We start from the raw sequence: 25953 nt of genomic DNA, 5'->3' as shown, positions 1-25953 counted from the left end.
GCAGGTCATGGACGGCCGACCGGAGCGGCCGGCACCCGCCCCGCCGATGCGCCACGGCGCACACGACGCGAGCGAGGGATGGTAGGCATGTCATACCCAAAGCAGGTGTACTTCGGGGACAGCGGCGAGGTCAACGCCAACTTCCGCCCGGCGAGCGCCCCTCCGAACGTCGGCCAGGCCGGGGACGGCATCCACTACCTGGCGACCACGGACATGACGCGGGGCGAGTACGGGCTCTACCGCGTCATGATGAAGGCGAACGCGGGCGGTCCCAAGACGCACTTCCACCGGACCATCTCGGAGTCCTTCTTCATCCTCAACGGCACCGTCCGCCTCTACAACGGCGAGAAGTGGGTGGACGCTCAGGAAGGCGACTTCCTGCACGTCCCGCAGGGCGGGCTGCACGCCTTCCGCAACGACTCCGACGCCCCGGCGGAGATGCTGCTGCTCTTCACCCCGGGCGCACCGCGTGAGGAGTACTTCGAGCAGATCTCGCGGATGGGCAACGCCACGGCGGAGGAGCGCGCCGCGTTCCTGGACAAGCACGACTCGTACTTCGTCGACTGACCGGGCCGCTCCCCCGGCGCCGCGCCCCCTGGGCGGTGCCGGGGGTCCGTGCACTCACTTGTCCAGGACGGCGAGTTTTGTCGGGCTCATCATCCACATCACCCGGTCGATGCCCTCCGGTGTGACGCTCAACGTCAGGACGGCGTAGACCGTGCCGTCGCGGGACAGCTTCATGCCGGGCCCGCCGTTCACCTGGATGGGCTCCACGGTGGCGCCGACCCAGAACCGGTCGGCGAAGGCGTGGATGTACTTGGCCACCCGCTGACGGCCCACGACGGGGAACTTCGAGGCACGGACCTCACCTCCGCCGTCGGAGTACGAGACGACGTCCTCGGCGAACATGTCCTCCAGCACGCCCACTTCCCCGGCCTTCGCGGCCGCCACGAACGCCGTCAGGAAGCGCTGCCGGTCGGCGGTCACGACACCGGCCCGCTTCTCCGCCGCCAGGTGCTTGCGCGCCCGGCTCACCAGTTGGCGCGCGTTGGCGTTGGACTGTCCGATGATCTCCGCGATCTGCGCGTAGGGGTACTCGAAGGCCTCCCGGAGCACGTAGGCGGCGCGCTCCGCGGGCGTGAGCTTCTCCAGGAGCATCAGCACCGCGACCTCCAGCGCCTCCCCGTTCACGGCTCCCAGCGCGGGGTCGCTCTCGGTGTCCACCGGCTCCGGCAGCCAGGGTCCGACGTAGGTCTCACGCCGGGCCCTGGCCGACTGCAGCACGTTGATGGCGAGCCTGGTGACCGTCGTCGCGAGGAACGCCGGAGGGTTCTCCACTTTGGAGCGGTCGTAGGTCTGCCAGCGGATCCACGCCTCCTGCAGGATGTCCTCGGCCTCGCTCACGCTGCCCAGCATCCGGTAGGCGATGCCGAACAGGCTGCCACGGGCGGCCTGGAACTCCTCCTGTGCCTTCTGGAGGTCGTAGGCGTCATCCACTGCGTCGTCCTCGGTCGGCGTCGTCCGCGGTCCGGACGCGCCCGTCGGTCAGGACAGCCAGTCCCGGTAGTGGGTGGGGGCGATGCGAGCGGCTTGCCCACCCACGAGGACGTCGCCCTGGGGGACGGCGAACATGCCCGCAGTGTCGTCGACGACGACGGAACGCCCGTCGCCCTTGGCGGCGATGGTGATCCGGCCGATCTCGTCGAGGGAGAAGACATCGGGCCCGGCGATGTCCACGGTCCCGTTGAGCGGGGGACCCGAGGCGACCTCGGCGACCATCCGCGCGACGTCGGCGGCGGCGATCGGCTGGAGCGGGGTGTGCGGCAGCCGAACGGTGTCGCCGTCGGTGGTCCAGGACATCGTCGCGTCCATGAACTCCATGAACTGCGTGGCGCGGACGATGGAGTACGGGATGGAACTCGCCTTGAGGATGTCCTCCTGCAGCACCTTCGCCCGGTAGTAGTCCAGCTCCGGCACCTGGTCCACGCCCACGATGGAGAGGATGACCATGTGACCGACGCCGCCCTTCTCACAGGCGGCGATCAGGTTGTCCATCGACGTCTGGAAGAACGCGGGCGAGGCCTCGTCGAAGGTCGGCGAGTTCGTGAGGTTGACGACGACGTCCGCGCCCGCGACGGCCTCCACGACGCCGTCGCCGCTCAGGAGGTCCACGCCGGTGGACAGCGAGTGCGGCACGGCCTCCTGGCCGGCCGCGTTGAGGTCCTTCACGACCTGCGAGCCGATGAGCCCGGTTCCGCCGATGACTGCGATTTTCATGGCTTTGCCCATCTCCCGATGCCTGTGACCGGTTAATGCCCCTACCTGCTTAACGTACCTTCGCGGCACTCGACGCGCCTGGTCTGCCACGGAGGCCGCCCGAGGGCACGCCGGACCGCGCCGCACGGTGTGACGGGCCGGCGGGTGTCAGGGCGTGCAGGCCGCCATCACCCCGATGGGGCGGCGGACGGGAACTCCCGGCCGCGTCCGGCGGCGGCCCGCCCGGAACCCGCCCGGCCGCCACCCCGGGGGCGGTCGCCTGCGCGGGAACGGGAACCCGCTGGAGGGCGACGATGGCGACGTCGTCGCTCAGCGTGCCCCGGAGGTGCCGGCACAGGTCTTCCCGTACGTGCCGCACGAGGCCACCGGGCTCGTCGCCCGCCCAGGAGGCGACCCGGTCCTGGAGGGGGTAGAAGGTGCCCGCCGGGTCCCGGGCCTCGGTGACGCCGTCGGTGTAGAGCAGGAGGACGTCCCCGGGGGCGAAGGGGAAGGTGTCCTCGTGGTGGTCGTGGGGGGCCAGGCCGCCCAGGCCGAGGGGCGGCCCGCAGCGGCGGGGTGCCAGGAGGGTGACGCGCCCGCCGCCGGAGACGAGGGGCGCGGGGTGGCCGCAGTTGACCGCGCGGATGACCCGCCGGTCGTCGGGTATCTCCAACACCAGCGCGGTGACGAAGCGTTCGGCGGCGTCGTCGTGGCCCTCCTCGAACTCCTCCAGGTGGGTGCGCATGCTGCACTCCAGGTGTGCGGCCACTTCGGACAGGGTGGCGCAGCGGGGTGCCGCCTCCCTGAACGCGCCGACGGCGGCCGCCACTTCGTGGATCCCTTGCAGGCCCTTGCCGCGGACGTCGCCGATCAGCATCCGCGTCGCTCCGGGGACGCGGGCGGCCGCGTAGAGGTCGCCGCCGACGGTGGCGTGGGCGTCGGAGGCCTGGTAGGCGGCGGCGACGCGCAGCGGGCCGATCCGGTCGGGGAGCGGGCGCAGGACGACTCGCTGCGTGATCTCGGAGACCGACCGTACGGCGGTCAGTTCCAGTTGGTGGTGCTCCTGGCGGACGCAGAACACGACGGCAACCACGGACAGCACGAGCACGACGGCGTCCTGCGAGGTGGTGACCGGCGGAACCCCGGTGGGGCTGACGACCAGGCCGATCCCGGCCGCGGCGACGATCAGGACGGCTCCTGCGGTCAGCGAGGCGCCGGCGAACGCCGCCGCCGCCGAGGCGGCCACGAGCGTCGTCGCCCAGCCGACGGCCGGTGGGCACAGCCCGTCCAGGACGCTCATGGCGGCGAGGAGGAGGAGCCCGACGGCGGGCCGTGTCCCCGGACCCCGCGAGCGGGGGGCGGGGCGGTTGCGGAGCGGAAGGGAGGGGATCATGCGCTGCCTTTCCGTGCGGGGGCATTGCGTGGCCGCGCGGTCGCGCCCGTGTGCGGCGCTGCGCCACCGTTCCGGCTTTCCGGGTACGACAGGACATCCACCGCATATGTGACATGGATCCCATCTGCCCCCGCCGCGCCATCCGTTCCCGGCCTATATTGTTCGACATATGACGAACATCGGACAAGGGAAGCCATGAGCGTCCGACCCGGATCAGACGGTGGCCTGCCGCGTCTTCCGCCAGCGCTCGACGTAGTCGCGGCGCTGCATCCTCCGCCGTTCGTCCTCCGTGGTGCCGCCCCAGATTCCGTCGAGACGACCGGCCGACAGCGCCGACCGCAGGCACTGCGCCGTGACGGGGCACCGCAGGCACACGGCCTTGGCTTCCTGGATCTGCGCCATTCCCGGACCGCTGCCGCTGATGGGGAAGAACAGCTCCGGATCCTCCTCGCGGCACGCAGCGTCGTAACGCCAATTCATGAAGACCTCCTGGTGGGACGGGCCGGGACTCTTCATGGAGACCAGTGGATCGACGTGGCTGTGACGCCCGATATGCCGCGCTTGGGTGCCCGGCGGACGACCCGGGCGTCAATCGCTCCGGCCCGCGGGCGAGTTCACCTGGGCGCGAGGCGTTGTCACACGTTGATCAGCTGATTGGTCGGAGTCGGTGATCGGGTCCGGGCCTCTCCCGGGATGACGAAGGGCGGACCATGCAGACCACAGTCATACGCGACGGAAAGGCGCCCGCACCGTGCGGGAGCCGGCTCCGAAGAGGGGCACCACGGTGAGCGAGCCGACCCAGTGGCCCGGGCTGTCCACGGCGAAGGACTACGACGGCACGGCCTTCTCCCCCATCTACACGACGTCCGTGACCGTCAGCGGCGGCGAGGTGAGCCACGGACGGGCATCGGGACGGGCCCGGTCGTCCGACGGGATGCTCGACCTCGTCCTGCGGCTGCCCCCCGAACTCGGCGGGGAGAGCGGCGGCACGAATCCGGAACAGCTGTTCGCCGCCGGGCTCGCGGCCTGCTTCCACGGCGCCCTCAGCCTGGTCGCCCGGCAGGCCGGCCGGAACCCCGCGGCGATCGCGGTGGAGGCCTCCGTGGCCTTCGGCCGGGACCCCCTGGACGGCGGCTACCTGGTGCGGGCGGACCTGGTGATCACCTGGCCCGGGACGGACGCGGCGACCGCCGCTCCCCTGCTGCGGCGGGCGGACTCGCTGTGTCCCTACACCAAGATGCTGGCGCGGGGGACGCCGGCGACGCTCACGCTGGCCCCCTGAGCCTCACACGTAGTGCACGTCGCTGACGTCGATCGAGACGAGCAACGTGTCGCGCCGCGGGCTGCCGTCCTCGGCGCGGAGGTGCACCCGGCGCTTCGAGGGCATCCGCAGCCCCTGGGCCTCAACGTAGTCGTAGACGTACTGCGCGCACGCGAAGCCGCCCGCGATCTCCACGTGGTAGTCGTAGCGGCGCAGCCGGAGGGCGTCGTCGAAGTAGAAGTCCTGCTCACGGGAGTGCGTGGCCACGTCCGCGGGGAACGTGGCGCGCAGGCCCCGCCACGTCTCGTCGTCCTCTCGCCACGCCCCGATGCCGGACACGGTGACCCCCGGGCCGGCGAGCAGGAAGGGGGTGGTCAGGTAGGTCCACAGGGCGTAGCCGTTGAAGTAGGCGCGGTCCAGCGCGTCCCAGCGGGTGGTCATCGTGTGCCCCGCGAAGTGGGACCGGGGGTCGCCGCGCTCGGCGACGACCGTGCCGTCGGCCTTCTCGATCGCGACACGGCCGGGGGTGAAGTCGGTCGACTGGTCGGGCGCGCCATAGGGGCGCAGGGACGCCCGCTCCTCGTGGAGCCACACGGTCATGTTGCGGGGCGCCGGGTCCTGCGGCACGCCCTTCAGCCTCCACAGCTCGCCGCCGGTGACGATCGTCGCGCGGACCTCGCCGAACCGCGCGTAGCGGTCACCGCCGCCGTGCGCCCGGAGGATCTCCGCCAGGTACCGGTCCATGGCCGTTCGCTTCCTTCGCATGGCCCCGAGTACGTGGGACGAGTCTTCCAGGGCCCCGCCCGCGGGGCATCACGGCACTGCCGGCCGCCCGACCACGGCCCCGTCGGGTCCTCACCGGAGTACGCTTGAGGGACCAGGAGCATTTCGCACACGGGCCCTCATGCCGGTGTCGTTCCCGGCGAACGACCATCTCGGGCAAGCGGGAACGCTCCCCGGAGTCAGGTCCGTGTCATGAACATCGTCCTCGATCGCCCATTCGTCGCTGATGGGCAGGACTCTTCACCACCGATACCGCCGCCTCGGCTGGCACTCAAGCCGGCCAGTGCCGGCACCCGGGGACTGCTGGACGGAGCCTGGTGGCCTCGTTCTCGCGACCTCACGCGTGAACTCCCGGCCCTGATCGACACGCTGGACCGCTGCTGGGCGCGCGTGACCCGGGTCGCGGTGCACCCCTCGCTCTGGCCTGTGATCCCACGCAAAGTGCCCGTCTCGGGACATGTCGTCCACGTCGGCTGGTTCACCGAACAGGACGCGAACAAACTGCTGTTGCTCTCCTACACCACCGGCCGCCTCGACTTGCTGGTCATTCCGCCGGAATGTGATCTGGCCGCAGCGACCCGGCTGATGGCAGCCGCGGCCGACCCCCGGAGCCGGAGCACCGCGAGCGGCATCATGGCGGACGAAGAAGCCCTCCGGGCCAGGGGAACCGACCGCGGAGACGAAGCGGACTGGGAGTCGGAAGGCGGAGCCGCGCCGGCGGCCGGCGCGGCCGCGGGGCCGGTCCGCGCTGAGGGGATGTGGACGTCATGACCATCCTCGTCAGCCTGGCCGTGCTCCTCGCGATGATCGCCGTGGGCACCTTCCTGATCCATGCGCTCAACGACCGCCACGACCAGCGGATCGCCGCCTTCCGTTACGGCGATCTCCTTCCGTACCGTCGCCGCCGGACCGTCGCCGTCCCGGAGGAAAGCGCGGGCGATCCCGCGAACCCACCGGCCGGGACGACGCAGGAAGAGCCGCGAGGCGGAAGCCGTCGACTGCTGCGATCCACAGGTTCGACGGCAGCGAGTGCGCGGCGACCCGAACGGCTGCTGGCCTCGCCTGGTCGGGTCACCGTTGCGGACCGCCCGCCGTCGGCGGCGCACACCGGGCAGACGGCCACGCCGCCTCGGACCGCGCTCGCCGAGGTCCGCATCATCGCCGCGTCCCCCGAGGCCGCCCGCCGGGTCGCCGAAACGCTCCGGAGGCACTTCGCGGGGACGGAACAGCGCAGCTACCCGGCGAATCCCGAAGGCGGCACCCGCCTGCACCTCACGGTCGACACCACGCAGGGCCCCGGAGCCGTGGAGTCGTTCCAGTCCGGAGCGGGCACGGGACACCCGGCCCCCACCGGCCGTCCGCACGAGGGAGAGATTCCGGCTCGGACGGAGTCGGGCCGCGATGACACGGGCGAAGCGGCGCAGACCCGCAAGCGAGCGGACACCGCCCGGGCCCGCCGGGCCGACTGGCCGCCGGCAACCGCCTGGGGGTGATGTACCGGCCCGTACCCGATCGGGCCGGCAGGCGGCTGGGGCGGGCGAACCCGTCCCGCCCGGCTTCACCGCGGGGCCCGGACCGGCGAAAGACCGCCGGTGCGGGCCCCGTTGGGGGCTTCCCCCCCCTGGCGTCCGCGACGGCACCCTCGTCCGCGGGACATGGCTCTCCCCGGTATCTGTGTCTCAGCGTCGAGCGTCCGGCAGCAGTACCATGGACAGTGAACTGGCGCACTCTCACGTGCGGCAGTTTGGAAGGGCGGCCCTGGCGTGTGAATGCGCCGGGGCCGTTGTGTTGGCGGTTGCGCGAGGCTCCCGTGCCAGGGTGCGGGAGCGCGGGTCGTCGCGCATGGGGCGGAGGGGACGCGCCGCTTCGCCGGGACCCCCGTCACGGTCCGCGGGGAGGGGTGCCCGTGTCGATGAGGATCTGTTCGGCCCCCTGGACGTTGCCGGCCGCCACCGCCTTGGCCATCGCCGCGCGTGCCGCATCGGGGGTCGCCTGTGGCGGAACCACCAGCAGGGAGAAGTGGTCCCGCTCGCCGCGGGTGATCAGGACCGTGTCGTCACCGACGGCGAAGGAGTCGATGTGCACGACCCGGTCGTCGATGGTCAGGCGCGTGGGGAGTACGTCCCAGGCGCTCGCGTCCAGGCCGACGCGCGTGATGGGACCCAGGTGGCGGACCAACTCGGTGATCAGGCTGGGAAGCTCCGCGACGATGTCGCGGGAACGCGGCCACCACGCACCGTCGAGGATGCCCTGGCGGTCGGGGGTCGTCTCCAGCCTCAGCACTGCCGTCCCGGGTTTCACTTCTCGCTGGATCTCATCCGCAAGGAGTCCGGGAGGGTGGGGGGTGTCGGAGTCGGCCATGGTGTTCTCGCTCGTCTTGTCGTCTTCAACGTACTCCCCGCGCCGGCCTGCCGTCCGCCGTTCCAGGGCGCCCATCGCGTGCCGGGCCCGCCAGGCGACCACACCCGGCAGAAGGGTGCGCACCGCTTGGACACCGCGCAGCCAGGGCTGTACGTAGACGGCGGGCGCGCGGCGTTCGATGCCCCGCACGAGCCGCTCCGCCGTGTCCTCCGCGGGGTAGGTACGGCTCGCGGGCCAGGGCATGAGGGCCCTCAGTTCGCGCAGGGGCGCGTCGTACCGGGCATCGCGGATCATCTCGGTGTCCGTCCAGCTCAGGTAGGCGACGCCCACGGCGACGCCACGGTGGGCCACCTCGGCACGCAGGGAGTGCGTGAAGGCCTCGACCCCTGACTTGGAGGCGCAGTAGGCGGACATCAACGGGGCGGCGCCGATCGCCGCGAGCGAGGAGACCTGCAGGTAGTAGCCGCGGGTGGCCAGCAGTTGCGGGAGGAAGGCCCGGGCGGTCAGAGCACTTCCGACGAGGTTGACCTCGACGATCCTGCGCCAGGTCGCCATGGAGGACTCGCCGAAGGGGCCAGCGGAGGCGATCCCGGCGTTCGCGACGACCACGGAGGCCGGCCCGAACTGCTCCGTCACCTCGTCGGCAGTGCGGCGCAGGGCGGCCTCGTCCGTGACATCGAGCTGCCAGGCCCGCGCCGGACCGGGCACGCCGGCGGCCGCCGACTCCAATTCCTCCGGTTCCAGTCCGAGCAGCGCGACACGGGCGCCGCGGGCCGCGAGGGCGTGCGCCACCGCCCGCCCGATGCCCCGGGCGGCGCCGGTGACCACGGCCGTACGGCCCAGCAAAGGCAGGGAGCCCGTCACCTTGCTCCTCCCGCTGCGACGAGGAAACTCCGCAAACACGCCTATAACGACCGTAACCGAGGGCAGAAGAACGGGCGTGCGGTGAACACGAAGGTCACCGGAGGTACTCATGGCAGTTCGGCACAGGCTCGTCGGCGGCGCGCCGGAAGACGTATGGGCCGTGCTGGCCGACGGCACGCGTTACGGGGACTGGGTCGTGGGTCCGTCGTCGTCCCGGCGCGGCGAAGGCGACTGGCCGGCGGTCGGCTCCAGCATCGAGTACACCGTTCCGCTGGGTCCGGTGAAGCTGACCGGCGAGACGATCGTACGGATCTGCCGGCCCCCGCGGCAGCTGGAACTGGAGGCCTTCAGCGGATGGCTCGGCTCCGCGCGGATCGCCATCGACCTGCGCCCGTGGGGCAAGGACACGCTGGTCATCGTCGACGAGCATCCGCTGCGCGGCCCCGGCGGCCTGTTCCACAATGCCGCGCTGGACGCGCTGCTCCAGGTCCGGCACCGCAGCATGCTCAGCCGGCTGGCCGACGCCGTGGAGGCCGACGCGGCATGCGAAGGCACGGACGGCGGCTGAACGGCGCCGACGACGGGAGGCACCCATGGCGGACGCGGTCGTGATCGGCGCGGGCCCCAACGGCCTGGTCGCCGCCAACCTGCTGGCCGACGCGGGATGGAGCGTGGAGGTGCTCGAGGCCCAGGACGAGCCCGGCGGCGGAGTCCGCTCCGGGCGGGACGTCCATCCCGAGTACATCCACGACCTGTTCAGCTCCTTCTACCCTCTCACGGCCGCCTCGCCGGTCATCCGCGGGCTCGACCTGCACCGTGAAGGCCTGCGCTGGAGCCACGCGCCGGCCGTCGTCGCCCATCCGCTGCTCGACGGCCGCTGCGCGGTGCTGCACCGGCGTGCCGTCGACACGGCCGCGGTCCTCGACGCGGAGACCGCCGGCGACGGCGCGGCATGGCACCGGCTGTGCACGATCTGGGGGCGCCTCGGCGACGACCTCGTCGATGCCCTGTTCACGCCCTTCCCTCCGGTGCGTCCGGGCCTGCGGCTCGCGGCACGGCTGCGCGCGGGCGGTGGGCTGCGCATGGCACGCACCCTGGTGCTTCCCGTGCGCCGTCTGGGCGAGGAGGAGTTCCGGGGCGAGTTGGGCCCCTTGCTGCTGGCCGGCTGCGCGCTCCACGCCGATCTCGCCCCGGAGGCCGCGGGGAGCGGAGGATTCGGCTGGCTCATGGCCATGCTGGGGCAGACGTACGGTTTCCCCGTGCCCGTCGGCGGCGCCGGAGCGCTCACGGCCGCCCTCGTCGGGCGGCTCCGCAGACGCGGCGGGACGCTGCGGTGCGGAGCGCGGGTGACGGAGGTCGTGGTGCGCTCCGGCCGGGCGGTGGGGGTCCGTACGGCCGACGGCGACGCGGTGCCGGCACGCCGCGCCGTGCTGGCCGACGTGTCCGTGCCCGCGCTGTACGGGCAGCTGGTCGACCGGGACGACCTCCCGGACCGGGTCCTGGAGGATCTGCGCCGCTTCCAGTGGGACTTCGCGACCTTCAAGGTGGACTGGGCCCTGAAGGGCGCGGTGCCGTGGTCGTCGTCCGCGGCAGCGCAGGCGGGCACCGTGCACCTGGCGGAAGGTGTCGACGAACTGACGCGGTTCGCCGCGCAGATCGCCATGGGGCAGGTGCCCGAGCGGCCCTTCCTCCTGTTCGGGCAGATGACCACGGCGGACGGGTCGCGTTCCCCGTCCGGTACGCAATCCGCGTGGGCGTACACCCACCTCCCCCACCGTGTCCGCGGCGACGCCGGCGGGGCGGGCATCACCGGCACCTGGACCCGCACCGACCAGGAGCTGATGGCCGACCGGGTCGAAGCGCAGGTCGAGCGGTACGCACCCGGCTTCCGCTCACTCGTCGCCGCCCGCCGTGTACTCGCCCCGCCCCAGCTCGAGGCGAACGACGCCAACCTCCACGGCGGCGCCATCAACGGCGGCACCGCGGGCATGCACCAGCAATTGGTCTTCCGCCCCCTCCCGGGAACGGGACGTCCGGAGACGCCGATCGCGGGACTCTTCCTGGCGTCCGCGGGGGCCCATCCGGGCGGCGGCGTGCACGGCGCCCCGGGCGCCAACGCCGCTCATGCCGCGCTGCGATCCCGTTCCCCGAGCCGCCTGCTGAGCAGGGCGCAGCGTGCCCTCACCCGCCGCGGCCGCACGGGGCGCTCCACCTGATCCGCCGTGTCCTTCAGGCCTTGGTGAGGCAGACGCAGGCCGGATTCGCCGTTTCCCGGGAACCGGTTTCCCCGCCCTTGCGGAACTCGCTGCCGCCGGCTTCTACAGAGAGATCATCACCCGGGCAGCGGCGCGGTCGCTGGCGTGGCCTTCGAGCGCCGCCCATTCCGCGACGTCCAGGGGCCACAGTGAGTCGCAATACCCGATGACGACGTCGGCCCCGTCCTGCTTCACGGTGTGCTGCGGGTCACCGGGGCAACTGCCTACCGCCACCACGGCGGCAGCCGCTTCAGGACTGCGGCATGCAAGGCGCATCTCGGGCATGGTCAACGCTCCTGTCGTGGCTGAATCCCTATCGACGGAGCGTACTCGCGGTGAAGATCGATCACAGTTGAGTGATGCATTCGGGTCAATCGCAATGGCTAAAATGTGGAGCTTTCAAGCAGAATTGCCGCACTCGATAGGATGGGGAAATGGCGAAGGGCAAGAGCGACGAATGGCTGACCGCTGACGAGCAGCGCGCCTGGCGCACCTATCTGGAGGTCGGCACGCTGCTGCTCCACCAGCTCGGACGCGACCTGGAGCCGTTCGACCTCACCATCAACGACTACGAGATCCTGGTGAACCTCTCGGAGTCGCCCCAGCACCGCATGCGGATGAGCGACCTGGCCCGCGCCACCCTGCAGTCCAAGAGCCGGCTGTCCCACCAGATCAGCCGCATGGAGAACGCCGGCCTGGTCCGCCGCGAGAACTGCGAGTCCGACCGGCGCGGGCTGTTCGCCGTCCTCACGGACGAGGGCTGGGAGACCATGCGCAACGTCGCCCCGCACCACGTCGCCGCCGTCCGGGAGCACTTCATCGACCTGCTCCCCGCCGAGGACCAGGCGGCCCTCCGCAAAGCCCTCACCCCGGTCGTCGAGCACTTGCGCGCGGAGCACGGTACGGCCTGAGGTGCCACTGGCGTCATACGTGACGAATGCCCACACACATGGCGTTTTGGATACCGGTGCCAGGGCAGGCGTCAGCCTGAGGGGGGTTCCCGTAAGTGCTAGGGAGTCGACCCCATGTCAACAGGGACACTTCTGGCGATCATCATCCCCGTGGTGGTGATACTCGCCCTGATCGCGGTGGCGTCCACCCTCTTCATGCGCCACCGGCGCCTGAAGGAACGGTTCGGCCCGGAGTACGACCGGACGGTGGAAGGCGCCGACAGCCGCAAGGACGCCGAGCGGGACCTCGCCGCACGCACCAAGCGTCACGACTCGCTGGACATCAAGCCGCTGCCGAGCGGTGTGCGTGACCGCTACGCGCGGGAGTGGACCAGCGTCCAGGAGGAGTTCGTCGACCGGCCCGAGGACGCCGTCCACGACGCCGACAGCCTGGTGGGCTCCCTGATGCGCGACCGCGGCTACCCGACCGAGAACTTCGACCAGCAGGTCAAGGACCTTTCGGTGGAGCACGGCCGGACCCTGGACCACTACCGGGCGGCCCACGAGGTCAACGACCTCAGCACCCGGCACGAGGCCACGACCGAACAGCTGCGCGGCGCGATGGTCCACTACCGCGCCCTGTTCGACGAACTGCTCACCGACGGCGGTGGGCGGCGCCACGCCCGGGCCTGAGCGAAGGGCCCGTCCCGGAACACCCCATCTGGAGAGGCGGAGAACCATGGAACGCGAGCGTGCCTCCCGCGGAAGCGGTCTGGCCACCGAAGACCTCGCAGAGACCCACGCACCCGCCGGCCTCGAGCCGGACCGCCCGGAAGCGGCCTCCCGGGCACCGGAGTACCCAGGCGAGAGCAGCGGAACCCGGGGCGGACCGCCCCCGGAGGACATGGCGGGCACTCCTGTCCAGGAGACCGCATCGGATGAGGCCCCGCAGTTGCTGGGTTCTCAGGACCAGGAGCACTTCCGCGACCGCTGGCAGCAGATCCAGAGCGAGTTCGTCGACGACCCCCGCGATGCCGTGCACGCCGCCGACGAGTTGGTGGCCGACGTCATGCAGAAGCTGGCATCGACGTTCGCCCAGCACAAGGGGGACCTGGAAGGCCAGTGGACCCGTGGCGAGCAGGTGAACACGGAGGACCTGCGCACGGCGCTCCGGCGCTACCGGTCCTTCTTCAACCGCCTGCTGTCCACCTGAGTCCGGCGCGGCGGGGCGCTGCCCAGGCGGCGTCCCGCCCACCGCTGTGCGGGTGCCGGGAGGACGACCTAGAAATCTTCCAGGCCGGTTCCCCGACGCTTCTCGTGCGGTGGAATCTTCAACTGCTCCGAGCCCCGCTCCTCTTCATCCGGTTCATCCGGTGCATCCGGTGCATCCGGTGCATCCGGTGCATCCGAGGACGGCGTTCCCGATTCCCGGGTCGCCTCCTCCCCCGGGTCTCGGTCCGGGGCCCGGCGGGTCTCCTCCTCCGGCTGCTCCATGGGCTGACTCCTCCCTTCTCGGACAGTGGCGTCTCAGCATCATCACGTATAAACCCGATGATAAGTACGCGAAAGATCGGCAGAGCAGCCTCCGCGACATGACGCGAGGCGGTGAAACGGCGAAGCCGACGTCGCGGCGCCACGTTCAGGCCTTCACGAACCGGCTCTCGACGCCGGGGAACCCCTTGTCCCACCAGTGTCCGTAGCGCCGGTAGACGGCCGGGTCGCGGTCGGCGAGCAGAGCCCACAGCTTCGCCGCCTCCTCCACCAGCCCCTGCCAGGCGGCCTTGCCGAGCTTGCGGAAGGCGGTCAGCTCCAGGCCGTCGCCGGTCGCGCGCCACACGCCGGCGACCTGCCCGTCGACGAGCAGGCACGGCAGCGTGTCGCCGTTCCGCCGCGCGATCACCGGCCGGTACTCCCCTGGCACGACCCGCCCCGCGCCGGCGTGGGCCAGCAGGATGCTGTCCCACATGGGGAGCAGCCTCGGCGGCGCCGGCGTGTCCTCATCGGGGACGGTGGCGTCGGCGAGGTCGTACAGGGCGGCGCGGCCCGGTCCCGCCACCTGCACCACCTGGTCGCCGAGCCCGTCCAGCGCCCGGGTGATGACGGAGCGCTGCAGCAGCGTGAAGCGAGCGAAGTCCTGGGCCGAGGCGGGCCCGAACGCACCCAGGTAGGCGAGCAGCAGTCGCCGCACCCCGGCGTCGGTCTGCTCGGGCTCGGGCGCGGGGACCGCCGCGGAGGCGCGGTAGGTGTTCGGCAGGGTGAACGACCAGGGGCCGCCGGCCGGCGCGTGATGCACGGGGGCGTACGTGCGCAGCGCCCACCACACGCGGTGGGCGTGCTCGCCGAAACGTCCCGCGACCTCGTTCTCCACCTCGGCGCCGGTGCGGGGCCGGTCGAGGAACCCGGCGAGTTCGGGAAGCAGCGCGTCGGCGTCGGCGGGGTCCAGCCCGGTCGAGGTGAAGCGGCGGTCGTACAGCCGTGACGCCCGCAGCGTGCCCACCATCGCGGCGTGGTAGGCGGCATGGTCCTCGGCGTGGACGGCGTGCAGCGTGATCCGCATCAGGGTCGCCTTGATTATCCGCCGGTCCGCGAACGCCGCGTCGAGGTCCTCGGGCGCGAAGTCCCGAACCCTGTTCCACAGCGCCAGGTACGGGGAGGCCGGGGTCTGTGCCTGCAGCGCGCAGACCCGGCGGACCGCCTCGGCCACGTCGAGGCGCCTGCGCTCGAGCAGGAGCTGACGGTCCAGGGTGGCGAGGGTGAGTTGCCGCGCGGTGAGGCTCATGGCCGGATTATGCCGCCCCGGTCCGACAGTCCTTCCGGTGGACGCCGCGGCCCGGTGGTGCATGGTCACGGAACACCAGGGCAGACGCGGGGTCAGGAGGTTGACGACATGGTTCCCTTGCTTCTTGTCCTGCTGCTCGCCCTGATCCTCTTCGGTGCGGGCTTCGCCCTCAAGGCCCTGTGGTGGATCGCCATCATCGTGCTGGTGGTGTGGCTGCTCGGCTTCGTGTTCCGGGCCGCCGAAGGCGGTGGGCGCCGCCGTTGGTACCGATGGTGACCTCTCGCCCGCAGCACGCCGGGGCCCGCCGCGCATCGCGGCGGGCCCCCGTCCGTCGTCCGCCACCGGTCGTATCAGGTCATTCCTGCCGCGGCGGCGGTCCCTGCCGCACAACGGGGTACACGCGGGGCAGAGATGGCCGGAGCAGCCCGGCCCACGCCTCCAGGAGATGCTGATGAGGGAGGACTGCCGGCTCACCGTCCGGGAACGCATGGCTCTCGACGGAATCGAGCGTTTGCTCCGCCGTGAGGACCGGGCGCTCGCCCGGCGACTGCGCACCATGCGCGTGCGTACCCCCCTGCGGGAGATCGCGGCGCGGTTCGCGCGGTGGCCACGCGCCCTGCTGGTGACCTTCCTCGCCGGCACCACCCTGGCACTGCTGCTGTCGGCGACGCTGACCAAGGAGACCCCGCTGGTGTGGGTCGGCGCGGCCTCGTGGGCCGTCACCTTGCTCGCCGCCGCGTGGCCGACCTCGCCCAGGCGGCGCATCGGTCGGCGCAGGCAGGTCGTGTAACGGACCCTCAGCCGGCGGACGGTGAGCGCGGCGAGGGCCACGGCCGCGGTCACCTCGTCACGCCAGGGGCGTCGTGCACAGCGAGCCCCCCGAGCCCGGCATCATGCCGCCCCGTGGCAAGCTCGCCGCTGGAAAACTCCCGCTCAGGGCTGGGCGGCGGCGACCTCCTCGGCCACGTGGCGGTCGAGCGCCGCCCGCACCAGGGCGGCCGCGAAGACCGCGTGGGCGGCCTTGGGCACCAGGGCCGCCAGCTCTTCCGGCCGAGCCGGAAGGCCGAGCCGCTTGGCGCCCTGCAGGGCCTTGTCGTCGAACAGGGGGCCCGTCTCCGGCCAGACCGCCTGTACCTCCCGCAGGAAGATCTCCACGCCGACCGGCCCGAGCCCGGGAACCTGGCGCAGTGCGCGCCGGATCTCGTCCGGGTCGCCGTCCGCCTCGTCCCGCAACCGGCGCAGGTCGCCGCCGTAGCGGTCAAGGAGCAGCTCCGCCCCGTCCCCCAGCTGCGTCGCCGTCCGTTCGTCGTAGCGCCGGTAGTGTCCCCTGCCCAGCGCGTCGACCCGCTGCTGCCAGGTGGCGTCGCGCATCCGGCGCGGGTCGCGCATGCCCGCGGCGAAGAGCTCGTGAGCCGCGTCAGTGGCCACGGACGCCTTGATCCGGGCACTGAGCAGGCAGGCTGCCACCAGCGCCTGGTAGAGCGGCTGCGGGGTGTTCTTCAGCTTGATGCCGGCGTCCTCGGCATAGGTGTGCCCCTCGCTGTCCAGCAAGGCCTCGACCGTCGCCTTGTCCTTCGCACGGTCCCGGGGTCCGGTGGTCCCGGCCATCACACATCACCTTCTCCGGAAGCGGATCACCGCCTCAGTGCAGGCTGCTACCCGGCCACCCGCGCCCTACACGGCGTAGCGATCGATCCCGGCATCCACGTGGTGGCGGCCTGGGCCGAAGATCGTCGTCCGGATGGCCGACAAAGGGGGCGTGTCCTCCGTGGGACCGGGAAGCAGCCCGGGAGAAGACCGTCGACCGCACGCCGACCCGGAAGGGAGTCATGTGATGGGACACGGCGGAAACGTGATCGCAGAGCTCACGGCCGACCACCGCGAGGTGGAGGAGTACTTCGCCCGTCTGCGGGCCCTGCCCGCGGGTGACAAGGAACGCCGGAACGTGCTCGACGAGGTCACCATCGAGCTCGTACGCCACTCGGTGGCCGAGGAGATGTACCTCTACCCGGCCGTCAGGAAGCACCTGCCCGGCGGGGACGCCCTGGCCGACAAGGAGATCCAGGAACACGCCGAGGTCGAACAGGTCCTCAAGGACCTGGAGGACGTCGACATCGACGACGCCCGGTTCGACGAAATGGTGGGAAAGTTGATCACCGATGTCACCGAGCACGTCAGGGAGGAGGAGCAGCAGCTCTTCCCGGGCCTGGCGCAGGCATGCTCGCCCGAGCAGCTCTACGAGCTCGGGGACCAGGTCCGCCGGGCCAAGAAGGTCGCCCCGACCCGCCCGCACCCCAGCGCCCCGGACACCCCGCCCGGCAACAAGCTCCTGGCGCCGGGGACCGGGCTGGTGGACCGGGCACGCGACTTCGTCACCGGCCGCGGCCGTTCCTGACGCGAGCCGGCCTCCCTGGGCCGTTGCGGCGGGCGACCGCCGGAACGGCACAGGGGCCTGACACGGCGGTGACCGGGGTTCCACGAGCATCTCGTGGCGGACGTCCGCGGCGGGCCATCCGCCGCCCACCACGTGTTCGTTGAGGTCCTCCCCGAGCCCAGCGAAGCCGGCCTCCAGCCGCGTGTCGCACCGCGAATCCGGGGCATCCGGATTCTGCGGTGAGGCAGCCGCATGGTGGGTGAATGCCCCGGACGCCGGGTCCCCCCTCCCGGCGTCCGGGATCACCTCGTGCCCCCCGGTCGGCGCGATCGTCAGTCGGGGGGTTCTTGCGGTGGAAGGTCGCGCGGCGCGTCGGGAACGTCGGTGTCCGGTCGTCCCCGTTCCGCCGTGTCGGGATCGCGCCCGCGGTGCCCGCGGGCCTGCTGGAGATCCTGCTGGTCCTTAGGCGGCGGGGCGGTGTGCTCCGCACCTTCGGGCGTCTCGTCGCGCTTCACGTGTGTCTCCTTTCGGGTGCCCGGTATCGACGGACGCGGGGTGGCATCCGCCGCGGACGGCGGGCATCGCATGGAGCCCTGGCCGAGGCCGCCCTCGTTGCCCACGGCTCACCCGTCCTTGCCCAGTGCCCCCGGCTTGTGGACCGCCGAGCGCCCGGACTTGTCGCTCTCGACCTCGTACTGCGGTTCCTCACTCGAGGCGTCGACGGTGCGGTCCGCCGCCCGGGTCCGTTTGGTGACCTTCTTCTTGACCTTGCCGGTCACCTTCTGGCCGTGGCTCTTCCACGACACCTCGTCGCCCTTGCTCAGGTCGCGCTCGGCCATGGATTCCTCCTCGCGCAGGCGTTCGTATGTCCGGGTGCCCCTGCGCCGTAGCTAGGAGGAGAGTGCGACGATCATGGCGATCACTCCCGCGAGGAAGATCGCGACGACGCAGAAGATCAACACCAGCGGCGCGAATCCCCACGCCTTGCGAAGTTCCGGCCGCTCGGGGAGGGAGATTCCGTGGGTGGTGCTGCTTTCCGCCGGGGGTGTCTCCGTGGGGGGCACCTTGCGTTCGGCACTGCTGCTCGGGGCGGAACGGTCGGCTGCATGCGGCGTGCTCATGGCACACCTCCCAGAGGGACGCGGTCAGTGCATCTGCTGAGCATCTGCCCGTGACCCGGCCCGGGAAACGGAATCGGATCGTCCGAGGGCGTCGGCCACCACGCGCAGGTCCGCCACCAGTCCGGCGTACATCTCCTCGCGGTTCTCGCCGGCGCGCAGTACGGCGGAGGGGTGGACGGTGGCGAGGACGTGCGCCCCGTCGAGGGGCACGCCCGGCGTCAGGAGCTTCCCGCGCTGCCGGGTGACCCGGAACTCCGGGCCCATCAGGGCCTTCGCGGCGGTCGCGCCGAGGGCGACCACGATCCACGGGGCGATCCGTTCCAGCTCGGCCTCCAGCCAGGGCTTGCAGGCGGCGACCTCGCGGAGCGTGGGCTGCTTGTGGATCCTCCGCCTGCCATGCTCCGGGACGGTGAACTTGAAGTGCTTCACGGCGTTGGTGACGTAGGCGTCGGCCGGATCGATCCCGGACTCGTCCAGCGCCCTGCGCAGCACCTTCCCGGCAGGGCCGACGAAGGGAAGGCCCTGCCGGTCCTCCTGGTCCCCGGGCTGCTCGCCCACCAGTACGAGCCTCGCGGACGGCTCCCCGTGCCCGAAGACGGTCTGGGTGGCATCCGCGTACAGCGGGCACCCCCGGCACCCCGCGGCCGCGCTGCTCAGCGCCGCCAGGTCCGCGTCCTCGGGGACGTAGGGCGAGGCGTCATAGTCCGCCATGGGGGGTGCCTACCCCGCAGCCTTGGTGGGAAGCCGGTCAGGACAGACCTGGGTGTCGCGTCACCACGGCCGTGGCCGCGCGCGGCCGCCATGGCGGTCGCGCGCGGCCTCCGGACTGGCTGACGACCGGACCCGCGCCGCCTACCAGTAGTGCTTGCGCCCGCCGACGCTGTGCCCCACGGCGCCCAGCACCCAGAGCACGAGGCCGATGACCACGAGGATGATCCCGATGGTCCACAGGATCGAGATCCCGGTGAGGAAGCCGATGATCAGCAGGATGATGCCGAGGATGAGCATGATGTCCTCCGCTGGTTGACCCGCGTGCGCTCAGCTGTCGCCGAGGGCGCGTTGGAGTTCGGCCTTGTTCATGTGGGAGCGACCGTCGACGTTGCGGCGCTTGGCCTCCGCGTAGAGCTGGTCGCGAGTGGGTCCCTGGGAACCCTTGCCGGAGCGCTGTCCGCCGCGTTTGCCCGAGGACATGTCCTCGATGGAGGAGCGGCTGGCGGTCTTGGACTCACCCGCCCGGGCGCGTTCCTTGTTGACCGTACGGGCGGCGATCTCCTTGGCCCGCTTCTCGCTCTCGCCCCGGTTCTCGGCGCTCTCCTTGATGTGCTCGTACTGCCGCTCCCGCTTGCGACTCGACCCTGCGGGCATGTGATTCACCCCATTTGCTCATCTTGGTCTTGAGTCACGGCTACCCCGAAACGGAGGATCATCACACTTTTCACCCGAACGGCCTGACGGCGGAAGACGCCACAGGCGTTGCCACGGAGCGCGCGACGGCACGCCGTTGCGGGCCGGGCGGCGGCCGGGATCACCCGAGGCCGGCGCCGACGGCTTCGCGGCGTACGGTCTCCACCGTGTCGATCTGCTCCTGCGCGCGGTCCACGAGGGTGCGCAGCCGGTCCTCGTCCAGATCCTTCTTCGGTGTGAGCGACAGGAGCGACTGCCACAGCAGGCTCTTCCCCTCGATGCCCAGGCGCAGCGCCTCCAGTTCGATGACCGTGCTCAGGCCGGAACGGCGGACGACACGGCCGTTGAGCTTGAGCAGGCGCGCCTTCTCGGCGAGCCATCCCGCGTAGACCTTGTGACGTCGCGCCGGGACGTCGAGCGCGGCCATCAGGTCGAGGAGGCTCTGCCGGTCCTCGGCGATCTCGTCGGCCACACGCCGCAGTTCGTCGCCGTGCGGCGTGGAGCGGTGGTGGTCGGCGAGGTGACGTGAGATCAACTGCCCGGTGGTGGAGCCCGCCAGGTGGTCGTTCATGTAGATCTCGAGAGCCTGCTGACTCATGGCAGTTCCTCCTCGTGGCTCAGGGTGGCCCAGGGTGGCTCAGGACCGCGCGAGCCGGACCTCGACCTGCCCGTCGGCGGCTATCCGGCACTCGAAGCGGGGCTGCGGCGCGGTCGCCGGCCCCTGGACGTTCGCACCGTCCGACAGGCGGAACTGGCTGCCGTGCCAGGGACATTCGAGGCAGCCCTCGATGACCTTGCCCTCGTGCAGGGGGCCGTCCATGTGATTGCAGCGGTCGGCCAGGGCGTGGAACCGCCCGTCGTCCGCGCGCACCACGACCACGGCCGCCTCGTCGGCCATCCGCCGCACCGGCTCGCCGAACGGGAAGTCCTGCGGCACGCCGACGCGATGCCAGCCCGGCTCCACCAGCACCGGCACCGCCTCGGCGTGGTTCACGCCGGCGCCCTGCCGGTAGGCGAGGTGGCCGCCGAGCACCCCGCCCACCGTGGCCACGGTCATGCCGCCGAAGCCGAGGGCCCGGCCGAGGACCGGGCGGCCCTTGATCCGGGCCGCCAGTGAGCAGGCGTACGCGGTGACGGCGACGGCGTTGGCGGTCGCGTGGACCAGGCCCACGCGGGCCTGCCGGGGACGCTGCTCCGCCCAGTCCACCCATCCGGCGAGGGCCGCGGGCACCGCGGAGACCAGGCCCAGCGCCACCAGACGGCGGGCGGCACGGCTCTCGCCGGGGAGCAGGTCGAGCACCCCGGCGGAGGTCCAGGCACCGATCGGCACCTGGACGAGTACCGGGTGCACGGGGTGGCCGAGCCACAGCCCGCGCAGCGCGTCGCGCCCTCGGCCCAGGGGCAGGGCGCGCACGGCCTTGCGGACGACGGCGGCAAGCCCGTCGAGCCACTCCTGCCCTTCGAGGGTGTCCATCGCCGCAGGAAGGGCGGCGTTCGGGGACCCTTGCTTTTCGCTCGTAAGCCTCATAAGCCTCATGTGGAGCGGCTTTCCTCCTCACTCCACGACAAACCCGGCATCCGGCCGTGCGGCAACCGTGGCCTTCTACGCACGCCAGTCCAGGCACACGATCGAGGCGTCGTCCTCCAGGTGGCCGTGGCAGGCGACGGACACGGCGGACGTCATCATCTCGACCACTTCGCGGGGGTGCTCGGCGGCGGAGTCGCGGAGCATGACGGCCAGGTCCACGCCGCGGGCCCGGCGCTCCTGCATGCCGTCTGTGTAGAGCACGAGCCGGTCCCCGGCGCGCACGTCGAGGTCTTGAACCCGGTGGGGAGCCGGGGAAGGGACTCCGAAGGGAAGGTCGACGGCGAGGCGCAGTTCCTCGACCGTTCCGTCGCGCAGGCGCAGGGGCCATGGGTGCCCCGCGTTGACCAATTGAAAGCCGGTTCCGTCCAGGGCGACACGGACCAGCTGCCCGGTGGCCAGCCCGTGACTGCCGTGCTGCTGGATCGCCTCGTGCATCTGGCGGGCCTGCTCCGCCAGGTCGCACCCGGCACGGCGGGCGCGGCGGGAGGCGTTCACCAGGACGGTGGCCAGCATCGCCGACCTGATGTCGTGGCCCATCGCGTCGGTGATCGACAGGTGCAGCGTGTCGTAGTCCAGGGTGAAGTCGTAGGTGTCACCGCCGATGGAATCCGCGGGCACCAGCGCCCCGGCGACGGTGAACCCGTTCACCGTGCAGCAGGAGGCCGTGGGCAGCAGCTGCCGCTGGATCTCGGCCGCCAAGGTCATCGGCGTCGTGCGCTTGCCCCACTGGTAGACGTCGGTGAAGCGGCGATCGGTCACGACGATGTACGCCAGCGCGAGCGCCGCCTCGGCAACCTGTCCCAGCACGTCGTCGGTGGCGTCGGGCAGGGTCAGCTCCAGCACCCCGATCGTGTCGCCCCGGTTGGTGACGGGCGCGATCACCCGCTCACCCGTCCCGTCGCCGGGTACCCGCGTCACCTGCTGGCTGCGCAGCACGTCGTGGTAGACGCTGCCGTGCAGCGGAACCTGATCGGCGCTCCTGACCTGCTGCGAGTCCGCGTCCTCGCTGACCCGCACCATCTTCTGGCCGATGACGTCGGGGAGCAGCAACGACACCGAGCGGGCCCCGAACCGCTCCCTCAGGTTGCGCGCCACCACGTCCAGCGAGTTCACCGGCGAGGCTGCCTCCGCTGCCGTGAGTACGTCGTCGAGCCCGAGCTGGTCATGCGACACGGCGACCTCCCTTGCTCCCTGCACTTCTTCCCACCTTGGCCGCTTCACTCACAGGACCGCATCCGAGGGCGGCCGGCCCGGTCCTACGGGGCGGCGGGTGTGCGCAGAGCGAGGAAGGCGACGTCGTCGTCGTTGTCCTGGGGGCGGACCTGGCTCAGCAGCGAGTCGCTGAACGAGTCCAGGGGGCGCCGGGCCAGGGAAGCGGCGTGCTGGCGGAGCCGGTCGAGGCCGACGTCGATGGAGTGCCTGGTCGACTCGACCAACCCGTCGGTGTACAGCACGAGGGTGGCCTGCGGGGGCAGGGTGACGACGGCGTCCTGGCGCGGCTTGTCGGTGCCCGTGCCGAGCAGGATGCCGTGGCCCTCGGTGAGGAAGCTGGTCTGCCCGTCGTGGGTCACCAGGAGCGGCGGCGGATGGCCGGCGTTGGTCCACTCCAGTCGCCACAGCCTGTCATCGGCGCTGGTGAGCCGCGCGAAGATCATGGTCGCCATGGGCACTTCGGCGGTGTGCATGACGGCCTGGTCGAGGCGCGTGACGACGGCGCTGGGCGACTCGGGATCCGACCAGGCGAAGGCGCGCAGCATGTTCCGGACCTGTGCCATGCCGCCGGCGGCGTCCAGGTCGTGTCCGACGACGTCGCCTATGGCCAGTGCGGTGGCGCCGTCGACGAGAGGGAACGCGTCGTACCAGTCACCGCCGACCTGCGAGGCCTGCGGGGCCGGGACGTACCTGGCGGTCATCTGCAGGCCGGGGATCGTGGGCATCTGGGGCAGCAGGTGACGCTGCATCGTCTCGGAGACCTTGCGCTGCCTCTGGTAGAGGCGGGCGTTGTCCAGCGCCAGTCCCGCGCGGCGGGTCACGTCCTCCAGCAGCGGCAGGTCACCGGCGGTGAAGCCGTCCGGGCGTTCCGAGCGGCCCAGGGTGAGCGCCCCGAGCACGTCCCGCAGCCCACGGATCGGGGCGATGGCCGCGGAGTGCATGCCCGTCCTCTCGAAGAGCCGGTGCTGCTCGACCGCGATCCCGGAGTCCGGAGGGCCGTGGTACGTCGAGGCGGTGGCGATGGTCGACGCGGCGCCGCGCAAGGCGCGGGACAGCGGCATCGGGGATTCCTGCGGCACCGGCGGCATGGGCCCTTGCAGGTCCGCGCGCTCGATCAGGAGACCGTCCTTGTTCTGGACCACCAGGGCGCGCCGCACCTCCTCGTTCTCGGTGAGGAGGTCGACGACCGCCCAGTCCGCCAGCAGCGGCACGGTCAGGGCGGCCAGGCGGTGCAGCGCCTCGTTCACGTCGAGTGTCGAGGTGAGCTGGGTGGTGGTCTCCGCGAGGAGGGCGAGACGGTCGAGCTCCGTCAGCGGCGTCGAGAGCCCCGCTGCCGGCTCCTGGTCGGTCGTTGCCGCCTCCTGCCGCTGGTAGAGCATGACCAGGGCCCCCGGCCTTCCGGGCCCCAGGCCGTACGGCGTCAGGAACCAGGACAGCCCGAGCAGGCTGCCGTCCCCCCGGGCGAACCACCCGACGTCGCCGTGCCGGGTGCGTTCCGTGAGCAGGGCGTCACGCATCTCGCAACGGGAGCGCGGCAGGGTGTGACCGTGGCTGTCACGGTGGAGCAGGTCATGTGCGTCCTGACCGAGGAGATCCGCGGTGGACCTCTGCAGGAGGGTCCCTGCCGCCTCGTTGGCCGCGATGATCGACCCCTCGCCGTCCACCACGTAGGCGGGCGCCATGACGCCGTCCAGCAGGCTGTCGGGCATGCCCACACGCAGGGCCCGCGATCCCTCCAGGAAGGGCGGTCCGGTGTCCGGTACGACGGCGTCCATGTTCCCCTGTCCTCCGGTGCAACCCAGCTTTCCCGGCTTACCCGCGCACCAGGATCCCATGCGGTCGGCTCACGCTCTCGCCGACGAAGGGGCGCGACGACAGCGCCCGGCACGGGGGCGCAGAACCTGGAGGAGGCCGCCCACACGGAGCGACCGGTCCCGTACCTTGCCCTCAAGTTCATGATAGTTCCGGTGCCGCGGGGTAGTCGTGCCCTATGTGGCTTTTGTCCCCGCCAGGGGTGTACCGCCCCCAGGACGACACGCTCCTCCTCGAAGAGGCGCTGAAGCGGGAGCCTCTCGCCGACGGCACCGAAGTCCTCGATCTGGGGACGGGCAGCGGCGCGCTGGCCCTGACCGCCGCCGAGCGCGGCGCCGCGCAGGTGACCGCCGTGGACGCATCCCTGGGCGCGGTGTGCACCACCTGGCTCAACGCCCGCCTCAACGGCCTGCGCGTCAAAGTCCTGCGCGGCGACCTCACCGCACCCGTGACGGGCCACCGCTTCGACCTCATCACGGCCAATCCGCCGTACGTTCCGTCGCCGCAGGCGGACCTACCGACCCGCGGTCGCGCCCTGGCGTGGGATGCCGGGTCCGACGGCCGGGCGCTGCTGGACCGCATCTGCTCCGACGTGCCGCCGCTGCTCGCCCCGGGAGGCGTCCTGCTCCTGGTCCACTCGGCTCTCTGCTGTGTCGAGCGCACCCTGGGCCGGCTACGTCACGCCGGACTGCGGGCCGCGGTCACCGAGCGCCGGTACATCCCCTTCGGTCCCGTGCTGCGCGACCGGTCGGCGTGGCTGCAGGCCCAAGGGCTGATAGCCGCGGGGGAAGACAAGGAAGAGCTGGTGGTGATCCGTGCCGAACGTGAACGGTGAACCGGCGCCGACGCGCGTGACGATCACCAGGGACGGCCCGATCCTGATCGAGGGCCCCGTCGAGGTGGTCCTGGACGACGGCCGTGTCGTGCGTTCCGACCGCTTCGTCGTGGCTGTCTGCGCCTGCCGCCGCAGCCGCACCTACCCGTGGTGCGACACCAGCCATCGCCGGCGCGCCCGGCCTGCCCCGGCTCCCGCGGATTAGGTGGCCGGAACGGCGGTTGCCCGGCTCGCGGCGGAGAGGACGGCATGCGGGCCTTTTGTAGCGTCCTCCAGCGTCGGAAGCCGGACCTCAGCGGCAATGGTCGGCCACGGTCCGCGCCTCGGAATCGGTGCTCGGGGGACGCACGGTGAGCAGCCCGCGGGCGCACAGCTCCCGCACGACTTGCAGCAGCACGTCGCTCTGGCCCAAGCCACGTGCCCAGCCCGCTCCCGGGGCGGGCAGAGCTTCAACGGAGGGTACGTCCCGGGGCCGCGGGACGCAGGGAGCCTGTCGACCGGATTCCTCAGCGCACTACCGCGGTATCGGCACCGCGGCATCCGCCTTGATGGGACAACCGGGTGAACTCAGCCGCCCGCCAGGGCCCCCGCGGCATGGCACACGGACCCCTCTCGACGTGGGGAGGCTTGCGGAATGCCCGGTGGGTTCCCCGGCGGGATCGTCCCTCACGGGTGCATGAGGACCTTGATGGCACCGTCGGCCTTCTTCTGGAACATGTCGTAGGCCTGCGGGGCCTCCTCCAGCGAGACGTGGTGTGTGGCGAA

General features: G+C 71.6%; 34 protein-coding genes and 1 pseudogene. 14 read left to right on the top strand and 21 right to left on the bottom strand.

Features of this window, described 5'->3' with window-relative positions:
* Positions 1 to 87 precede the first annotated feature (87 nt).
* The gene (locus tag PV410_RS11520) at positions 88 to 567 is read left to right on the top strand and encodes a cupin domain-containing protein (RefSeq protein WP_500323989.1); all 480 of its coding nucleotides are present in this window, start codon (positions 88 to 90) and stop codon (positions 565 to 567) included.
* Between the two features lie 54 nt (positions 568 to 621).
* Here PV410_RS11520 and PV410_RS11515 read toward each other — a convergent pair whose 3' ends face one another.
* From PV410_RS11515 to PV410_RS11500, 4 genes are all read right to left on the bottom strand, one after another.
* On the bottom strand, positions 622 to 1497 hold the full coding sequence (locus PV410_RS11515) for an RNA polymerase sigma-70 factor (RefSeq protein ID WP_500323988.1): 876 nt from the start codon (positions 1495 to 1497) through the stop codon (positions 622 to 624).
* A 48-nt stretch (positions 1498 to 1545) separates the two neighbouring features.
* Positions 1546 to 2277 (bottom strand): SDR family oxidoreductase, encoded by a 732-nt coding sequence (locus PV410_RS11510; protein WP_500323987.1) that lies wholly within the window; start codon positions 2275 to 2277, stop codon positions 1546 to 1548.
* 49 nt (positions 2278 to 2326) lie between these two features.
* Positions 2327 to 3649 (bottom strand): PP2C family protein-serine/threonine phosphatase, encoded by a 1323-nt coding sequence (locus PV410_RS11505; RefSeq protein WP_500323986.1) that lies wholly within the window; start codon positions 3647 to 3649, stop codon positions 2327 to 2329.
* Positions 3650 to 3862: 213 nt separating this feature from the next.
* Positions 3863 to 4129 (bottom strand): WhiB family transcriptional regulator, encoded by a 267-nt coding sequence (locus PV410_RS11500; protein WP_500324238.1) that lies wholly within the window; start codon positions 4127 to 4129, stop codon positions 3863 to 3865.
* 304 nt (positions 4130 to 4433) lie between these two features.
* Here PV410_RS11500 and PV410_RS11495 point away from each other — a divergent pair, with 304 nt between their 5' ends.
* Positions 4434 to 4931, top strand: coding sequence for an Ohr family peroxiredoxin (locus PV410_RS11495; protein WP_500323985.1), 498 nt, complete (start codon positions 4434 to 4436; stop codon positions 4929 to 4931).
* 3 nt (positions 4932 to 4934) lie between these two features.
* Here the strand turns inward: PV410_RS11495 and PV410_RS11490 are convergent, their stop codons facing one another.
* Complete coding sequence (locus tag PV410_RS11490; RefSeq protein ID WP_500323984.1) at positions 4935 to 5654, bottom strand: hypothetical protein; 720 nt, start codon at positions 5652 to 5654, stop codon at positions 4935 to 4937.
* A gap of 231 nt (positions 5655 to 5885) precedes the next feature.
* Here PV410_RS11490 and PV410_RS11485 point away from each other — a divergent pair, with 231 nt between their 5' ends.
* Together PV410_RS11485 and PV410_RS11480 are read left to right on the top strand one after the other, a co-directional pair.
* Positions 5886 to 6464 carry a DUF5994 family protein gene (locus PV410_RS11485; RefSeq protein ID WP_500323983.1) on the top strand — a complete coding sequence of 193 codons (579 nt, stop codon included), beginning with the start codon at positions 5886 to 5888 and terminating at the stop codon, positions 6462 to 6464.
* A complete protein-coding gene (locus PV410_RS11480) occupies positions 6461 to 7186 on the top strand; it encodes a hypothetical protein (protein ID WP_500324250.1) in 726 nt (241 codons plus the stop codon). The genes PV410_RS11485 and PV410_RS11480 overlap by 4 nt, the downstream gene beginning before the upstream one ends.
* Before the next feature lie 388 nt (positions 7187 to 7574).
* Here PV410_RS11480 and PV410_RS11475 read toward each other — a convergent pair whose 3' ends face one another.
* Both PV410_RS11475 and PV410_RS11470 read right to left on the bottom strand, forming a co-directional pair.
* Positions 7575 to 8054, bottom strand: coding sequence for a DUF5994 family protein (locus tag PV410_RS11475; RefSeq protein ID WP_500324237.1), 480 nt, complete (start codon positions 8052 to 8054; stop codon positions 7575 to 7577).
* Positions 8040 to 8918 (bottom strand): annotated as a pseudogene (locus PV410_RS11470) (SDR family oxidoreductase); the annotation flags it as partial. The pseudogene PV410_RS11470 and the gene PV410_RS11475, both read right to left, overlap by 15 nt.
* Before the next feature lie 109 nt (positions 8919 to 9027).
* On the opposite strand from PV410_RS11470, the gene PV410_RS11465 reads away from it, so the two are divergent.
* Together PV410_RS11465 and PV410_RS11460 are read left to right on the top strand one after the other, a co-directional pair.
* Positions 9028 to 9486: an SRPBCC family protein gene (locus tag PV410_RS11465; protein ID WP_500323982.1), complete on the top strand. Its 459-nt coding sequence runs from the start codon at positions 9028 to 9030 to the stop codon at positions 9484 to 9486.
* A 25-nt stretch (positions 9487 to 9511) separates the two neighbouring features.
* On the top strand, positions 9512 to 11134 hold the full coding sequence (locus PV410_RS11460) for a phytoene desaturase family protein (RefSeq protein ID WP_500323981.1): 1623 nt from the start codon (positions 9512 to 9514) through the stop codon (positions 11132 to 11134).
* A gap of 102 nt (positions 11135 to 11236) precedes the next feature.
* Here PV410_RS11460 and PV410_RS11455 read toward each other — a convergent pair whose 3' ends face one another.
* Positions 11237 to 11458, bottom strand: a complete 222-nt coding sequence (locus tag PV410_RS11455) for a hypothetical protein (protein ID WP_500323980.1) — start codon at positions 11456 to 11458, stop codon at positions 11237 to 11239.
* Between the two features lie 149 nt (positions 11459 to 11607).
* On the opposite strand from PV410_RS11455, the gene PV410_RS11450 reads away from it, so the two are divergent.
* The 3 genes from PV410_RS11450 to PV410_RS11440 all read left to right on the top strand — a co-directional run bounded on the left by PV410_RS11450 (position 11608) and on the right by PV410_RS11440 (position 13276).
* The gene (locus PV410_RS11450; RefSeq protein ID WP_500323979.1) at positions 11608 to 12084 is read left to right on the top strand and encodes a MarR family winged helix-turn-helix transcriptional regulator; all 477 of its coding nucleotides are present in this window, start codon (positions 11608 to 11610) and stop codon (positions 12082 to 12084) included.
* Between the two features lie 114 nt (positions 12085 to 12198).
* The gene (locus tag PV410_RS11445) at positions 12199 to 12756 is read left to right on the top strand and encodes a hypothetical protein (RefSeq protein ID WP_500323978.1); all 558 of its coding nucleotides are present in this window, start codon (positions 12199 to 12201) and stop codon (positions 12754 to 12756) included.
* Between the two features lie 46 nt (positions 12757 to 12802).
* Positions 12803 to 13276 (top strand): hypothetical protein, encoded by a 474-nt coding sequence (locus PV410_RS11440; RefSeq protein WP_500323977.1) that lies wholly within the window; start codon positions 12803 to 12805, stop codon positions 13274 to 13276.
* Positions 13277 to 13344: 68 nt separating this feature from the next.
* Here the strand turns inward: PV410_RS11440 and PV410_RS11435 are convergent, their stop codons facing one another.
* Positions 13345 to 13557 carry a hypothetical protein gene (locus tag PV410_RS11435; protein WP_500323976.1) on the bottom strand — a complete coding sequence of 71 codons (213 nt, stop codon included), beginning with the start codon at positions 13555 to 13557 and terminating at the stop codon, positions 13345 to 13347.
* A 145-nt stretch (positions 13558 to 13702) separates the two neighbouring features.
* Positions 13703 to 14842 carry a winged helix DNA-binding domain-containing protein gene (locus PV410_RS11430; RefSeq protein ID WP_500323975.1) on the bottom strand — a complete coding sequence of 380 codons (1140 nt, stop codon included), beginning with the start codon at positions 14840 to 14842 and terminating at the stop codon, positions 13703 to 13705.
* 108 nt (positions 14843 to 14950) lie between these two features.
* Here PV410_RS11430 and PV410_RS11425 point away from each other — a divergent pair, with 108 nt between their 5' ends.
* Together PV410_RS11425 and PV410_RS11420 are read left to right on the top strand one after the other, a co-directional pair.
* A complete protein-coding gene (locus PV410_RS11425; RefSeq protein ID WP_018561957.1) occupies positions 14951 to 15118 on the top strand; it encodes a DUF5670 family protein in 168 nt (55 codons plus the stop codon).
* A 175-nt stretch (positions 15119 to 15293) separates the two neighbouring features.
* Positions 15294 to 15632, top strand: coding sequence for a DUF3040 domain-containing protein (locus tag PV410_RS11420; protein WP_500323974.1), 339 nt, complete (start codon positions 15294 to 15296; stop codon positions 15630 to 15632).
* A gap of 143 nt (positions 15633 to 15775) precedes the next feature.
* Here the strand turns inward: PV410_RS11420 and PV410_RS11415 are convergent, their stop codons facing one another.
* The gene (locus PV410_RS11415; protein WP_500323973.1) at positions 15776 to 16450 is read right to left on the bottom strand and encodes an HhH-GDP family DNA glycosylase; all 675 of its coding nucleotides are present in this window, start codon (positions 16448 to 16450) and stop codon (positions 15776 to 15778) included.
* 226 nt (positions 16451 to 16676) lie between these two features.
* On the opposite strand from PV410_RS11415, the gene PV410_RS11410 reads away from it, so the two are divergent.
* The gene (locus PV410_RS11410; RefSeq protein WP_500323972.1) at positions 16677 to 17237 is read left to right on the top strand and encodes a hemerythrin domain-containing protein; all 561 of its coding nucleotides are present in this window, start codon (positions 16677 to 16679) and stop codon (positions 17235 to 17237) included.
* 311 nt (positions 17238 to 17548) lie between these two features.
* On the opposite strand, the gene PV410_RS11405 is transcribed toward PV410_RS11410, so the two are convergent.
* From PV410_RS11405 to PV410_RS11360, 10 genes are all read right to left on the bottom strand, one after another.
* Complete coding sequence (locus PV410_RS11405; protein ID WP_500323971.1) at positions 17549 to 17731, bottom strand: hypothetical protein; 183 nt, start codon at positions 17729 to 17731, stop codon at positions 17549 to 17551.
* A 108-nt stretch (positions 17732 to 17839) separates the two neighbouring features.
* Positions 17840 to 18055, bottom strand: a complete 216-nt coding sequence (locus PV410_RS11400) for a hypervirulence associated TUDOR domain-containing protein (RefSeq protein ID WP_500323970.1) — start codon at positions 18053 to 18055, stop codon at positions 17840 to 17842.
* A gap of 51 nt (positions 18056 to 18106) precedes the next feature.
* On the bottom strand, positions 18107 to 18337 hold the full coding sequence (locus PV410_RS11395; RefSeq protein WP_500323969.1) for a DUF6480 family protein: 231 nt from the start codon (positions 18335 to 18337) through the stop codon (positions 18107 to 18109).
* A gap of 24 nt (positions 18338 to 18361) precedes the next feature.
* Complete coding sequence (locus PV410_RS11390) at positions 18362 to 19048, bottom strand: UdgX family uracil-DNA binding protein (RefSeq protein WP_500323968.1); 687 nt, start codon at positions 19046 to 19048, stop codon at positions 18362 to 18364.
* A 141-nt stretch (positions 19049 to 19189) separates the two neighbouring features.
* Positions 19190 to 19345, bottom strand: a complete 156-nt coding sequence (locus PV410_RS11385) for a DUF6131 family protein (protein WP_326579019.1) — start codon at positions 19343 to 19345, stop codon at positions 19190 to 19192.
* A 30-nt stretch (positions 19346 to 19375) separates the two neighbouring features.
* Positions 19376 to 19702: a plasmid stabilization protein gene (locus tag PV410_RS11380; RefSeq protein ID WP_500323967.1), complete on the bottom strand. Its 327-nt coding sequence runs from the start codon at positions 19700 to 19702 to the stop codon at positions 19376 to 19378.
* 160 nt (positions 19703 to 19862) lie between these two features.
* The gene (locus PV410_RS11375; RefSeq protein WP_500323966.1) at positions 19863 to 20339 is read right to left on the bottom strand and encodes a hypothetical protein; all 477 of its coding nucleotides are present in this window, start codon (positions 20337 to 20339) and stop codon (positions 19863 to 19865) included.
* A gap of 39 nt (positions 20340 to 20378) precedes the next feature.
* Positions 20379 to 21215: a Rieske (2Fe-2S) protein gene (locus PV410_RS11370; RefSeq protein ID WP_500323965.1), complete on the bottom strand. Its 837-nt coding sequence runs from the start codon at positions 21213 to 21215 to the stop codon at positions 20379 to 20381.
* 129 nt (positions 21216 to 21344) lie between these two features.
* Positions 21345 to 22502 carry a PP2C family protein-serine/threonine phosphatase gene (locus tag PV410_RS11365; protein WP_500323964.1) on the bottom strand — a complete coding sequence of 386 codons (1158 nt, stop codon included), beginning with the start codon at positions 22500 to 22502 and terminating at the stop codon, positions 21345 to 21347.
* An 83-nt stretch (positions 22503 to 22585) separates the two neighbouring features.
* Positions 22586 to 24316, bottom strand: coding sequence for a PP2C family protein-serine/threonine phosphatase (locus tag PV410_RS11360; RefSeq protein WP_500323963.1), 1731 nt, complete (start codon positions 24314 to 24316; stop codon positions 22586 to 22588).
* Between the two features lie 215 nt (positions 24317 to 24531).
* Between PV410_RS11360 and PV410_RS11355 the strand changes: the two genes are divergently transcribed.
* Together PV410_RS11355 and PV410_RS11350 are read left to right on the top strand one after the other, a co-directional pair.
* Complete coding sequence (locus PV410_RS11355) at positions 24532 to 25188, top strand: HemK2/MTQ2 family protein methyltransferase (RefSeq protein WP_500323962.1); 657 nt, start codon at positions 24532 to 24534, stop codon at positions 25186 to 25188.
* Positions 25169 to 25393, top strand: coding sequence for a CDGSH iron-sulfur domain-containing protein (locus tag PV410_RS11350; protein WP_500323961.1), 225 nt, complete (start codon positions 25169 to 25171; stop codon positions 25391 to 25393). The genes PV410_RS11355 and PV410_RS11350 overlap by 20 nt, the downstream gene beginning before the upstream one ends.
* Positions 25394 to 25953 lie beyond the last annotated feature (560 nt).

It is taken from the genome of Streptomyces sp. PA03-5A (assembly GCF_033792725.1).
Lineage (GTDB): Bacteria > Actinomycetota > Actinomycetes > Streptomycetales > Streptomycetaceae > Actinacidiphila.
Note: the sequence above shows the minus strand (reverse complement) of the source record. Positions and strands in the feature narration are given on the sequence as shown.